The sequence below is a fragment of the Streptomyces flavusporus genome (genome assembly GCF_046267975.1).
In the GTDB taxonomy this organism is placed as follows: Bacteria; Actinomycetota; Actinomycetes; order Streptomycetales; family Streptomycetaceae; genus Streptomyces; species Streptomyces flavusporus.
The window spans coordinates 8172200-8185000 of sequence record NZ_CP176503.1 but is presented as its reverse complement, the minus strand read 5'-3'; the positions used below and the strand labels follow the sequence as shown (position 1 = coordinate 8185000).

The window sequence follows — 12801 nt, the reverse complement described above, 5'->3', positions numbered from 1 at the left end:
GGCGGCGGAACCCGCCGCACTATCGGAGACGGGTGAGATGGAGACAACGCTGCGAGGCGTCGGTGTGAGCCACGGGGTGGCGATCGGCGAGGTTCGACACATGGGAACGGCGGTGCTCGAGCCGCCTGCCAAGCAGATCCCGGCGGAAGAGGCGGAGCGTGAACAGGGGCGCGCCCGCCAGGCCGTGGAAGCCGTGGCGGCCGACCTGATAGCGCGCGGAAATCTGGCGGGGGGCGAAGCCCAGGCGGTGCTCGAGGCGCAGGCCATGATGGCTCAGGACCCCGAGCTGATGGCGGACGTGGACCGGCGGATCGCCGTCGGCAGCACCGCCGAGCGCGCGGTGTACGACGCCTTCGCCGCGTACCGGGATCTCCTCGCTGGCGCCGGTGAGTACCTGGCCGGCCGGGTGGCCGACCTCGATGACGTGCGGAATCGCATCGTCGCACGGCTGCTCGGCGTACCCATGCCCGGTGTCCCGGACAGCGACGAGCCGTACGTCCTCGTCGCGCGCGATCTTGCGCCGGCTGACACTGCGCTGCTGGACCCCACACTGGTCCTCGGTTTTGTCACCGAGGAGGGCGGTCCGACGAGCCACAGCGCGATCCTGGCGCGGGCTCTGGGTGTGCCGGCCGTGGTGGCCCTGCCGGGTGCCGGTGAGCTCACCGAGGGCACGGTCATCGCGGTCGACGGCAGCACCGGCGAGATCTTCGTGGCTCCCAGCGCCGAGAAGAAGGCGCAGCTGGAGGCTTCGGCCGCTCAGCGAAAGGCGGCGCTGGCCGCGTCGACCGGGCCGGGGGCCACGTCCGACGGCCACAAGGTGCCGCTGCTCGCCAACGTCGGAGGTCCCGCGGACGTTCCGGCCGCGGTGGAGGCGGGTGCCGAAGGTGTCGGTCTGTTCCGGACCGAGTTCCTCTTCCTGGACGACAGCAAGAAGGCTCCTTCCGAGGAGAAGCAGGTCGAGGCCTACCGACAGGTTCTCGAGGCGTTTCCCGAGGGCCGAGTCGTGGTCCGTGTACTGGACGCGGGCGCGGACAAGCCGTTGGACTTCCTGACGCCGGCCGATGAGCCGAACCCGGCCCTGGGTGTGCGTGGGCTGCGCACGCTGCTGGACCACCCCCAGGTGCTGCGCACACAGCTGACCGCTCTCGCGAAGGCCGCCGAGGGTCTGCCGGTCTACCTCGAGGTGATGGCTCCGATGGTGGCGGACCGCATCGATGCCAAGGCGTTCGCGGACGCGTGCCGTGAGGCCGGTCTGCAGGCCAAGTTCGGCGCGATGGTGGAGATTCCGTCGGCAGCGCTGCGGGCGCGTTCGATCCTGCAGGAGGTCGAGTTCCTGTCGCTGGGGACCAACGACCTCGCGCAGTACACCTTCGCCGCCGACCGTCAGGTGGGTGCCGTGTCCCGTCTGCAGGACCCGTGGCAGCCCGCGCTGCTGGACCTGGTCGCGGTGTCCGCCGAGGCGGCGAGGGCCGAGGGCAAGAGCTGCGGTGTCTGTGGTGAGGCCGCGTCCGACCCGCTGCTCGCGTGTGTGCTGACGGGTCTGGGTGTCACCTCCCTTTCCATGGGTGCGGCGTCGATTCCTTATGTCCGGGCGACGCTGGCGAAGTACACGCTCGCGCAGTGCGAGCGCGCTGCGGCGGCGGCGCGGGCGGCGGACAGCGCCGAGGAGGCGCGCAGCGCGGCTCAGGCGGTCCTTTCCGGCGAGTAGGAGAGCCGGCCACCGGCAGATCTTTTTCTGGGGCGCTCCACCTGCGGGTGGGGCGCCCCTTCGTCGTCAGGTGTTCAGTGGTGGTGCTCCGTGGTGGGTCCTCCGTCCGGTCCCAGGTCGGGTGGTTCGCAGTAGTCGACGCCTGATTCGGGGGCGATGAGGTCTCCCGATTCGACGTCGGTGCAGTAGGCGTCGAAGACCTCGCCGGCGCTGAGGGGTTCGAGGCCGTCTCCGCGGAGGCGCCATCCGTAGATGCGGTCTGCGGTTCCGGGAGTGGTGGTCCGCATGACGAGTCCGCTGGGGGTCTGGGTGGCAATGCCCAGGGCCAGGACGGTGCTGAATTCGAGGGCTTCGGCCTCGTCGAGTCGCGTGGTGCCATCGGTGTCGTCTGCGTGGAGGACGGCGACGAGGGTCTCCGGCGTGGCTGAGACGCTGCACACGAGGTGCCGATTGCCCGGCGGGGCCGTGTCGAGGATGCGGACGAGGAGGTTTGTGGCGCGGGCGAACGCGGCACGGCCGAGGTCCTCGCCGCAGGTTGCGCAGGCGCCGAGGCGGGCCAGGAGCGTCGAGGCGTATTCCCAGGTCGCTTGCCGGACCGCTTCGTCGACGAGTACGGGAACCAGGTCGGTGAGGGTCTGGCCTTCGTAGGGAACGGTGGGGCCCGTGGCCGCCAGTTCCGCTGTGAAGCGGGTGCGGCTCGCCGGGATGTCGGGGTCGAGTCCCTGCTCCGCGCAGTACTCGGCGTACTCCCGTGGGTCGAAGAGGGCCACCGTGGTGTGGCTGCCCTGCGAGGCTCGTGTCCTGAGCAGGGATTCGACCTCCTGGAGGTAGGTCTTGTGGTCGTCGAAGGTGAAACTGCGGTAGCGCCGCATGGCTCGGAAGTCGTGTTCATCGGTCAGCAGGCCGATGGTGCCGGCGATTTCGCGGCGCAGGACGCGTCGCATGGTCTGGTGGTCGGTGTGCGCCATCTTTCCCCCTGTGCGCAGTCGATCAATGCTCACTCACAGTAACCGGCCACACTGACAACGGTGTCCGAGATGGTCGATCGCTGACGAACAGCGCAGGTCACAGCGGGCATGGCCGACTGGCGTACTTCGGCCTCGGACGTCGACGTCGTGGTCGGTGAACGGGAGGCAGCCGTGCTTGATCGCTTGCGGTACGGGGTGGTCAGGCTCGCTTGCGGGCCAGGTCCTCGTAGAAGTGGAGCAGCTCGAGGTTGTCGATGGAGCCGGGATTGACGGCCTTGTCGAGGGGGGTGCCCTGGAGCAGGCGTTTGACCGGGACCTCGATGCGCTTTCCGGTGAGGGTGTGCGGGATTCCGGGCACCTCGATGATTTCGTCGGGGATGTGGCGCGGTGAGAGCTGCTCGCGGATGGTCTGCTTGATGCGGTTCACGAGGGCCTCGTCGAGGGTGGCTCCGGGGGCAAGGTGCACGAACAGGGGCATCCAGTAGCCGCCGTCGGGCTGTTCGATGCCGATGACGAGGGATTCCTTGATCTCGGGGAGGCGTTCCACGGCTTCGTAGATGTCGGCCGAGCCCATACGCACGCCCTGCCGGTTGAGAGTGGAGTCGGAGCGGCCGTGGATGACCACGGAGCCTCGGGAGGTGACGGTGATCCAGTCGCCGTGGCGCCACACGCCGGGGTAGGTGTCGAAGTAGCTGTCGTGGTAGCGGCTGCCGTCTGGGTCGTTCCAGAAGTAGATCGGCATGGACGGCATGGGGTTGGTGACCACGAGCTCGCCGACCTCGTCGATCAGAGGTGCGCCGCTCGGGTCCCAGGACTGCAGGTCGGTGCCCAGCCCGGGCGCCTGGAGTTCGCCGATGTACACGGGCAGGGTCGGTACGGCTCCTGCGAAGCAGGAGCACACGTCCGTGCCGCCGCTGACGGAAGCGATCCACAGGTTGTCGCGGACCTCGTCGTGGAGCCAGCGGAATCCGTCGGGGGGCAGGGGCGATCCGGTGGTGGCGACACACTGCACTGTGGAGAGGTCGTAGTCCCGTGCGGGATGCAGATCTGCCTTGCGGCAGGCCATGACGTACGCGGCCGAGGTGCCGTAGAGGGTGGCTGCCGTGCGTTCGGCGACGCGCCACTGGGCACCTGTGTCGGGATAGCCGGGACTGCCGTCGTAGAGGACGATCGTGGTGCCGGTCAGGAGGCCGGAGACGAGGAAATTCCACATCATCCAGCCGGTCGACGTGTACCAGAAGAATCGGTCCTCGGGGCCGAGGTCGCAGTGCAGGCCGAGCTGCTTGAGGTGTTCGACGAGGATGCCGCCCTGGGACTGGACGATGGCCTTGGGGAGGCCGGTGGTGCCGGAGGAATACAGCACCCACAGGGGGTGGTCGAAGGGGACCTGCTCGAAGTGAGGGTCGGTGTCCGCGCTCGTCAGGGCGGACCATTCCAGCGCTCCGTCGGGTGCTTCCGTGCCCAGGAGGGGGATGTGCACGACGGCGCGCAGGGTGGGGAGCTCGCGGCGCAGCTCGGCGACGGTGTCCCGGCGGTCGTGCTGCTTGCCGCCGTAGCGGTAGCCGTCGACCGTGAACAGGACCACCGGTTCAACCTGCTGGAAGCGGTCGAGGACGCTGCGGGCGCCGAAGTCGGGGGCGCAGGAGGTCCAGACGCCGCCGACAGTGGCCGTGGCGAGGAGTGCCACGACGGCCTGCGGGATGTTCGGGAGGTAGCCGCTGACGCGGTCTCCTGGGCGGACGCCGAGGGCGCGCAGTTCAGCGGCGAGGGAGCCGACCTGGCGGCGCAGCTCGGACCAGGTGACCGAGCGCGGCTCGTGGGTCTCGTCGACGCACACGAGGGCCGGTTCGTCCGGGCGGGTCGCGGCCGCGCGCAGGGCGTGCTCGGCGTAGTTCAGGGTCGCGTCGGGGAACCACTGCGCGCCGGGCATCGCTCGATCACCGAGCACGCGCGCGTAAGGGGTCGAGAACCGGACGTCGAACCATTCGGTGACGGCTTCCCAGAACGTCTCGAGTTCGTCGACGGACCAGCGGTGCAGCGCGGCGTAGCCGCCCTCGGACGGGGCACCGTGGTGCTCAGCTGCCCAGGCCTGGAACTTGGTGATCTGTGCCTGAGCGATGCGTTCCGGGTCTGGCTGCCAGAGCGGCTGGGGGTTCACGATCGACATGAGGCGGCTCCCGGGCTGTGCGCGTTGTGTGCGTCGCTCGCGCACGGGCTGGGGTGTGCGCGTGACGCGGCTGTCACGGACGATGCCATGTGATCGACTGGTACACCAGGGTCCTACCCACATAGTCCGCGTCGTGAAGATGTGGTCCCGGCACGGGTGAACGGCAGTTGAACGGCACCCGCGCATGGGCCGGTCAATGGCAGGCTGAGCAGCATGGACGGTCGTGACCTGGTGCGTTCGATGAAGGCGGTGGGTTCCGTGCGGGCGGCCCAGGGGTTGCGTACCGTTCGGGCGGCGTGGCGCAGAAGGCGCGCCGACGCCACAGGGCTGCCGCCGCGGGGCGCTGAGCGGGCGAGAGTGCCCGGACAGGTGCGGGATGTGGAGCCCGGGCCGGGTGGTGGCACTCTGCGGTTCAGCAGATCCCAGCTGCGGATCATCGTCGCGGTGAACGGGGCCGTCTTCTGGGGCTGGGACGGTGCCGGGCCGGAGCCCTCGTACGCGCTCGCCGGCCGCTGCCCGGAGCCCGATCCCCGCGCGGTGCTGGAGCCGGACAAAGACGGCGGCTGGCGCGTCGTGGCCGAGCGGGTGACCGTCGTGGTGTCGCGGAACGGTGCTGTCGAGGTGCGCACTCCAGGGGGTGTGACCCTGCGTCGCGCTCTGCCGCCGCGGTGGTGGGAGCCGGTCGGAGGAGGCCGGGCGCGTTGGTTGCAGCGGTCGGAGGTGCCGGCGGACGCATGCTTCTTCGGGCTTGGCGGGCGTGTATCCGGGCCGCGGTTGCGGGACGGTACGTACCGGCTGTGGAACACCGATCCGGGCCGCGCATTCGCACCTGGGGACGATCCGCTGTACATCACGATGCCCGTGCAGTTCGTGGTGGCCGATGCGGGCTCGCATCTGGTGTTCCATGACAGCACGTGGGACGGCACCGTCACGCTGCGGGAGGGCGAGGAGGGGGCCGGTTCCGGACACGACCGGGCAGGGATGAGCGAACTGCGCATGGACGGCGGTCCGCTGCGGTGCTGGGTGATCGTGGGCACTCCCGCGCGCGTGCTGCTTGCCTGGGCCTCGCTCACCGGGGCGCCCGCACTGCCGCCGGCATGGGCGCTGGGCCACCATCACGCGCGGTGGGGCTTCGGCAGTGAGCAGGAGGTACGGCGGATCGTCGCGGGGTACCAGGAGCATGGTCTGCCGCTCGACGTGGTCCATCTGGACATCGACCACTACGACGCCCATCAGGTGTTCACCGTGGACCAAGAGCACTTTCCCAAGTTGCCGGAGCTTGCCGAGGAACTGCGGCGGGACGGGATCCGGCTGGTGTCCATCGTCGATCCGGCGGTGAAGGCCGAGCCGGGCAACGACGTGTACGACAGCGGGTCGGCGGAGGACGCGTTTGTGCGGGACGGCTCAGGGGAACTGGTGCGGGGCGTGGTGTGGCCGGGCGATGTGGTGTACCCGGACTTCACGCACGCGCGCGTGCGTGAGTGGTGGGGTGGCCTCTATGAGGAGCGGCTCGCTCAGGGGTTCTCCGGGTTCTGGCACGACATGAACGAGCCGACGTCGTTCGCGGCTTTCGGTGAACCGACCCTGCCGAGATCGTCCCGGCATGCCCTGGAGGGGCGGGGCGGCGACCATCGCGAGGCGCACAACGTGTACGCGCTGTGCATGGCGATGGCGGGATACGAGGGGCTGCGCGAACTGGCGCCACAGCAGCGACCGTTTGTGTTCTCGCGCTCTGGCTGGGTCGGCATGCAGCGCTACGGGGGCACCTGGTCCGGTGACGTGGCGACGGGCTGGCCGGGGCTGCGGGCGTCACTGTCGCTGGTCATGGGGCTGGGCCTGTGCGGTGTGCCGTATTCGGGGCCGGACGTGGGCGGCTTCGACGGGAGTCCGTCATCCGAGCTGTATCTGCGCTGGTTCCAGCTCGGAGCGTACCTGCCGCTGTTCCGCACGCATGCGAGTCTGCGAGCGGGGCGCAGGGAGCCGTGGGAGTTCGGTGCCGAGGTGCTGGAGCATGCGCGCGTGGCGCTCGTCGAACGCCGGCGGCTCCTGCCGTACTTCATGACGCTGGCGCACCTGGCCCGCCGTACAGGGGCGCCCTATGTGCGGCCGCTGTGGTGGGGCGCGCCCGAGGACCGGGCTCTGCGGGACTGCGAGGACGCCTTCCTGCTGGGCGACTGCCTACTGGTGGCGCCCGTGCTCGATCCCGGCGCGGACCGGCGTGCCGTGCAGCTGCCGCGGGGGCTCTGGTACGACACGGCCACGGAGCAGACGTACGAGGGGCCCGCACAGGTTCTCGTCGAAGCCCCTTTGTCGCGGATTCCGGTGCTCGCGCGCGCGGGTTCCGTCCTCCCGGTGCGCGGGGATGACGGCGCACTGGAACTGGAGGTGTGGGCTCCCGCTCCGGGACGCGGTGGAGGCGGGCTGGTCGTCCCCGATGTCGGCGACGGGTGGGAGGAATCGGAGATCGAGCGGTATGCCGTGCGTTGGGAAGGCTCGCGGGTGGTCGTCGAGCGGGAGGATGCCGACCGCATGGGCGAGCCGCCCCACTCGGTGCGTGTACGCGGGCTCGGAGACCGCTGACGTCAGACGTACCTGCCCTCGAACCAGGCTCGGACGGCGAGCGTGTGCAGGGGGAAGGCGAGTTCCTCAGGCCTGCGCAGGAGGTGCCAGCCCTCCGTCTCGTCAGTGGCAGCCGGCTCCGGGAGGCTGTCGGCGGGACGTTCCGGAAGGACACCGAACAGCAGCAGATGGCCGTCGGGCGAGCTCATCGCGTCGACGAGCCGTACGTCGCGGCTCGCCGCCTCAATGCCCGTCTCCTCCTTGAGCTCTCGGACGACGGCGTACCGCCAGTCCTCACGGTCGTCGATGTAACCGCCGGGCAATGCGATGCCCCCGCGCGCGGGGGCCACGGTTCGGGTGACGACGACCAGAGCGGTGCCCTTGGGGTCGTAGACCGGCTGGAGGGCGACCGCGACCGGGAGTGGATTGTGGTACGCGACGGTGCCGCAGGCCGGGCAGGTGCGGGGCCAGCCGGAGATGCCCTCTCCGTAGGGCGATCCGCAGCTCGAACAGTGGGAGTTCGGCGCGGGGTTGGGGGTGGGGTGTTGAGTCTCGGACACGCGGCGGACTGTAGCCGATCTTGGCGAGGGCGTCTTCCCCAGGCCGCTCAGTGGTCGTGGGCGAGCGACTTCGCCGACACGGGGAAGTCGAAGTAGGTGTCCGGGTAAGGCTCGGGCTTGTACGTGTAGTGCCACCATTCCTCGGCCAGGTTCACGAATCCGAGGTCTTCCAGGACGTTCTTGAGCAGGAGCCGGTTGGCCCGCTGCTCGCCCTGGATGCGTGGGTCGAGGGTGTGGGAGAGGGTGTCGAAGCAGTCGAATCCGGTGCCCATGTCGACGGTGTTGTCGGGGAAACGCTCGCTCTGGGGTGCGTAACAGGGCACGAGGGGTTCTCCGGGTACGTAGGGCCGGGTCGGCCTGGCCGGGAGCTGCACGATCGTGAGATCCACGGTGGAACCGCGGCTGTGGCCGGACTTCTCGGCGATGTAGCCGTCCGCAAACAGGCGGGTCTTGTCGACATTCGGATAGAACTCGTTCTTCATGGCCTGGTCGTCGAGGTCCTTGGCCCAGCGGACGAAGTGGTTCACGGCTCGCTGTGGCCGGTAGCAGTCGTAGACCTTCAGGGTGTAGCCCTGGCGCAACAAGGTCGCCTGGGCCTCGTGGAGCGCCTCGGCGGCGGGGCGGGTGAGGATGCAGAGGGGCTGCCGGTAGCCGTCGATGCGCTCGCCCACGAAATTGTGCGGGGTGAAGTAGCGCATCTCCTGAATGATCGTCCGGTCCATGGTGCGCAGTGCGACGAAGCCGTGTGGTGCCTTGGGCTCGGTCTTCGCCTGGGCGGTGGCGGAGGCGGTGGTCAGAGCCAGCGCGGCGGCGAATGAGGTGATCAGGCCGCGGACCACCAGGGAAAGTTGTGTCATGTCTCCTACATGTTGGCGGAGAGATCGGCGTCCGGGAAGCGATAGGGGGCAGTGCGCGTCCGATCGGGTGACGGGACGAGCTTGTCGTGGCAGACTCCTGACGGCCCGTCAGTTCTGCTTGCCGTGCGGGAGGACCATTGCGTACACGCACACCCGTGGTGGCCGGATGGTTCACCGGTGACGGGGACGGCTTCCGTCTCCTGGGCACGCGCTGCTCGGCCTGCGCCGCGGTCTTCTTTCCGCGTGAGGACGCCCATTGCCGCAACCCCGGGTGTTCCGGCGGGGCTCTGCAGGAAGTGCCCCTCTCGCGCCGGGGCCGCATCTGGTCGTACACGGACAGCCGGTACCGGCCCCCGTCACCGTATGTGACCGATCCGGAACTCCCGTGGGAGCCGTACACGTTGATCGCTGTGGAGCTGGAGCCCGAGCGGATCGTGGTCCTGGGGCAGGCAGTTCCCGGAGTGACCGTCGCCGACCTGGCGGTGGGCATGGAGGTGGAGGTCGTCCCCGGCGTGCTGCACGAGGACGCGGAGACGATCTGGACGACATGGAACTGGCGGCCTACGGGGGTGACGAAGTGACGGGAGACGTGGCGGTGCTCGGGGCCGGCATGCACCCGTGGGGCAAGTGGGGGCGCAGTTTCGTCGAGTACGGAGCGGCGGCGGCCCGCGCGGCGCTCGCCGACGCCGGGCTGGACTGGCGGCAGGTCGGCTCGATCGTCGGCGCGGACACCGTGCGCGGCGGCTATCCGGGATATGTGGCCGGGGCGACGTTCGCCAGGGCGCTGGGCTGGCAGGGGGCGCGGGTGACAAGCGTGTACGCGGCGTGCGCATCAGGGGCACAGGCCGTGTACAGCGCGCGGGCCCAGATCCTCGCGGGGCTCGCGGACGTGGTGCTCGTGGTGGGCGCCGATGCCGCGCCCAAGGGGTTCTTCCGGCCGGCCGGCGGTGACCGGCCCGACGACCCCGACTGGCTTCGGTTCAGAGTGCTCGGAGCGACCAATCCGACGTACTTCGGGCTCTACGCACGGCGAAGGATGGCCGTCCACGGGGACACCTTGGCCGACTTCGCGCAGGTCAAGATGAAGAACGCGGCGCTGGGTGCGCTGAATCCGAACGCGCGCTACCGCAAGAGGGTCACCGCGGAGGACGTCGCCGCCTCTCCGATGGTCGCCGATCCGCTGCGGCTGCTCGATATCTGCGCGACCTCGGACGGCGGGGCGGCGCTGGTGCTGTCCAGCATGGAGTTCGCGCGGCGGCACGGGGTGGACCGGCCGGTGCGGATACGGGCGGTGTCCACGGTGACTCCGCGCTACCCCAACACGGTGCTGGACCTGCCGAACATCGCGACGGACTCCGCTGCGGCAGCGGCGAGCGCCACCGAGCCGTTCCGGGCGTCCATCGCGCGTGCGGCCTACGAGGAGGCAGGCACAGGCCCGGAGGACCTGTCCGTAGCCGAGGTGTACGACCTGTCCACGGCCCTGGAGTTGCAGTGGTACGAGGATCTGGGGCTGTGCGGCGCGGGCGAGGGCGCGAAACTGTTGCGGGACGGCGCGACGGCACCGGGCGGGCGAATACCGGTGAACGTGAGCGGTGGGCTGGCCTCGTTCGGGGAGGCGGTTCCGGCCCAGGCGATCGCCCAGGTCTGCGAGGTCACCTGGCAGTTGAGGGGGCATGCCGGTGACCGGCAGGTCTCCGGGGCGCGCGTGGGGATCACGGCCAACCAGGGCCTGTTCGGGCACGGATCTGCGGTGATCGCGGTTCGGTGAGCAGCAGGCGTGCCCACGGTGCGACCGACCGCAGTACGCACACTGACGGCTTGGCGCACGGGGGTCACCGAGTCGAACGTATGCGTGCGGCTTCAGCGGCTCGGCAAGGCTGGTGGCAGGCTTTTCGTACGCTGCGTGATCGGCCCGGAATCCTGCGTGAACGTCTTATGAACTGGGCCTCTGTGCGCTCCGGCAGCGCCATCATGCTCCCGTGCACTCCTGGTCGGATACGCTCCGCTTCGCTTTCCAACCGGTGGTCAACCTGTCCACCGGCGGGATCGCGGCCCTGGAGATCCTCGCCCGTCCGGAGGCCGGCGATGTCCTGGCCGAGGCCCGTCGGGACCCCGAACTCGACGGCCAGTTGGCCGTGTTGGGGCTCCGCGCGGCGGTTCGCAAGGAGACGCTGCTGCCGCTGCATGTGAACGTGTTCGCCGGCACCCTGGCCGACCTGGGCGGTCTCGCCTCGCTGCACGATGCCGTGCGCGCGGTGGGCCGGATGCCGTGGGAGGTGACGATCGACGTCTGCCCGCCGTACACGCATGTGCCACAACAGGCCCTGCTGGAGGCGGTCACCGCGCTGCGCGAGCAGGGCTTCCGGATCAGCGCGGACGGTGTCGGAGACGGCGACGTACCGCTGCGGCTGCTCACGGACATCGCCCCCGACCTGGTGAAGCTCGACGCGTCCCTGCTGGCGCGGGCGGCAGCGGTGAGGGCGATGCGGACGCTGTGCGACGAGGTGGGGGCGCTGCTGTCCGTGGAAGGGGTGGAGACCGAATTCCAGTGCGCGGCGGCGCTGTCGGCCGGGGCGCAACTGGCCCAGGGTGAGCTGTTCGCACCGCCGGCCAGGCTGCCCACAGTGGATGTATACGTTCCGCTCCGCTCCGCCGGGGTCGAGGCACCGGCGCGTTCGGGCCCACTGGTGCGCGAGTTCGTCCGGCCTGCCGCGTTGCTGCCCGCGCACGCGTCCGCGGCCCAGGTGCGGGCACTGCTGACCGGCTCGCCGGAGGTGTCCGGCGTGTTGCTCGTGGACGGGGAGGGGGTGCCGGTGCGGTCCGTGCACCGTTCGCGCTTCCTGCTGTCGATGTCGGGCCGTTACGGACACGCCTTGTACGCCGACCGGCCCGCGGCGAAGCTGGGTGATCCGCCGCGGACGGTGGGGGTCGACGCCACCGCGTGGGAGGTGCTGGACGTGGTGGCGGACGGCGGCCGGGACCGCACCTCGGACGACGTGGCCGTCGTCGACGCGTACGGCCGGTGCGTGGGCGTCGTACGACTGGCGGACCTCGTGCGGGCGCTGGCCGAGACCCGCGTCGAGGAGGCAGCCGGACTCAATCCGCTGACCCGGCTGCCCGGTTCGGACGCGATCACCGGTGAGGTGGACCGGCGGATCGCGGACGGGCGGACGTTCGCGCTCAGCTGGCTGGATGTCGACCACTTCAAGCAGGTGAACGACGGAGCGGGGTTCGCGGCCGGCGACGAGCTGATCCGGGCGGTGGGGCGGGCGCTGCAGCTCGCGGCGTCCGGCAGCACCCGCGTGGGACACATCGGCGGGGACGACTTCCTGGTGCTGGCCGACCCGGAAGGGCTGGATCCGCTCGCCGCCTCGGTCCTGGACACGCCCTGGTCGGCGGGCGGGCGCCCGGTGACGTTGTCCCTCGCCACGGTACTGTGCGCGCCCGGAAGCGTGACGGATCATCGGCAGGCGGCCGCCTGGCTGGCGCCGCTCAAGAAGGCTGCGAAGTCGCTGAACGGCGCGAGCTGGGTGCTGGGCCGCGCGGGGGCATCCGGGCACGAGATCCGCCGTGGTTCGGAGTCGGCGGCAAGCCAGGCGGGGTGCGCGGTGAGGGATCCGGGGCGGGGGTGAGCGGTCGGCCCGGCGCGGGCCGGTTGCGGCACCGGTCCCGGGGTTCGCTCCGGTCGGTGCCGAGCCCTGCTGCACAGCGAGTCAGCGTGGACGGTGGGCCGACGCGCGTACGCGGGCTCCGAACCGTTGCTGTCGGCGACCTTGACGCCCCTTGGGCGCCGGTGAACACTTCCCGGTGTCAGTCGACATCGCCGTACATTCTCGGCGTATTACGGCAATGCGCCGCATGGGCCCTCTGAGCCAAGGCCTGCTCCCCCACGGGTGATTCGGCTGCCACGGCACGCTCGTCATGGACGCCGGGCGGGGCGCGGAACCCTCCCTGCCTTCGGCTGACGTCGGCACGTGAGCAA

9 protein-coding genes are annotated in these 12801 nt (G+C 70.2%); 5 read left to right on the top strand and 4 right to left on the bottom strand.

The window, feature by feature from the left end; genetic code table 11:
* Positions 1–37: 37 nt before the first annotated feature.
* The gene (gene ptsP / locus ACKTSN_RS38575; protein WP_409473310.1) at positions 38–1708 is read left to right on the top strand and encodes a phosphoenolpyruvate--protein phosphotransferase; all 1671 of its coding nucleotides are present in this window, start codon (positions 38–40) and stop codon (positions 1706–1708) included.
* Between the two features lie 74 nt (positions 1709–1782).
* On the opposite strand, the gene ACKTSN_RS38570 is transcribed toward ptsP, so the two are convergent.
* Both ACKTSN_RS38570 and ACKTSN_RS38565 read right to left on the bottom strand, forming a co-directional pair.
* A complete protein-coding gene (locus tag ACKTSN_RS38570; protein WP_409473309.1) occupies positions 1783–2676 on the bottom strand; it encodes a hypothetical protein in 894 nt (297 codons plus the stop codon).
* Positions 2677–2875: 199 nt separating this feature from the next.
* A complete protein-coding gene (locus tag ACKTSN_RS38565) occupies positions 2876–4843 on the bottom strand; it encodes an acetoacetate--CoA ligase (RefSeq protein ID WP_409473308.1) in 1968 nt (655 codons plus the stop codon).
* A gap of 213 nt (positions 4844–5056) precedes the next feature.
* On the opposite strand from ACKTSN_RS38565, the gene ACKTSN_RS38560 reads away from it, so the two are divergent.
* The gene (locus ACKTSN_RS38560; protein ID WP_409473307.1) at positions 5057–7423 is read left to right on the top strand and encodes a glycoside hydrolase family 31 protein; all 2367 of its coding nucleotides are present in this window, start codon (positions 5057–5059) and stop codon (positions 7421–7423) included.
* A gap of 2 nt (positions 7424–7425) precedes the next feature.
* Here ACKTSN_RS38560 and ACKTSN_RS38555 read toward each other — a convergent pair whose 3' ends face one another.
* Complete coding sequence (locus ACKTSN_RS38555) at positions 7426–7962, bottom strand: NUDIX domain-containing protein (RefSeq protein ID WP_409473306.1); 537 nt, start codon at positions 7960–7962, stop codon at positions 7426–7428.
* 47 nt (positions 7963–8009) lie between these two features.
* Complete coding sequence (locus tag ACKTSN_RS38550; protein WP_409473305.1) at positions 8010–8819, bottom strand: M15 family metallopeptidase; 810 nt, start codon at positions 8817–8819, stop codon at positions 8010–8012.
* Positions 8820–8974: 155 nt separating this feature from the next.
* On the opposite strand from ACKTSN_RS38550, the gene ACKTSN_RS38545 reads away from it, so the two are divergent.
* The 3 genes from ACKTSN_RS38545 to ACKTSN_RS38535 all read left to right on the top strand — a co-directional run bounded on the left by ACKTSN_RS38545 (position 8975) and on the right by ACKTSN_RS38535 (position 12451).
* Positions 8975–9400, top strand: a complete 426-nt coding sequence (locus tag ACKTSN_RS38545) for a Zn-ribbon domain-containing OB-fold protein (protein ID WP_409475021.1) — start codon at positions 8975–8977, stop codon at positions 9398–9400.
* Positions 9397–10587 (top strand): lipid-transfer protein, encoded by a 1191-nt coding sequence (locus ACKTSN_RS38540; protein WP_409475020.1) that lies wholly within the window; start codon positions 9397–9399, stop codon positions 10585–10587. Before ACKTSN_RS38545 ends, ACKTSN_RS38540 begins: the two co-directional genes overlap by 4 nt.
* A 211-nt stretch (positions 10588–10798) precedes the next feature.
* A complete protein-coding gene (locus ACKTSN_RS38535) occupies positions 10799–12451 on the top strand; it encodes an EAL domain-containing protein (protein WP_409473304.1) in 1653 nt (550 codons plus the stop codon).
* The last annotated feature ends 350 nt before the right edge of the window (positions 12452–12801 follow it).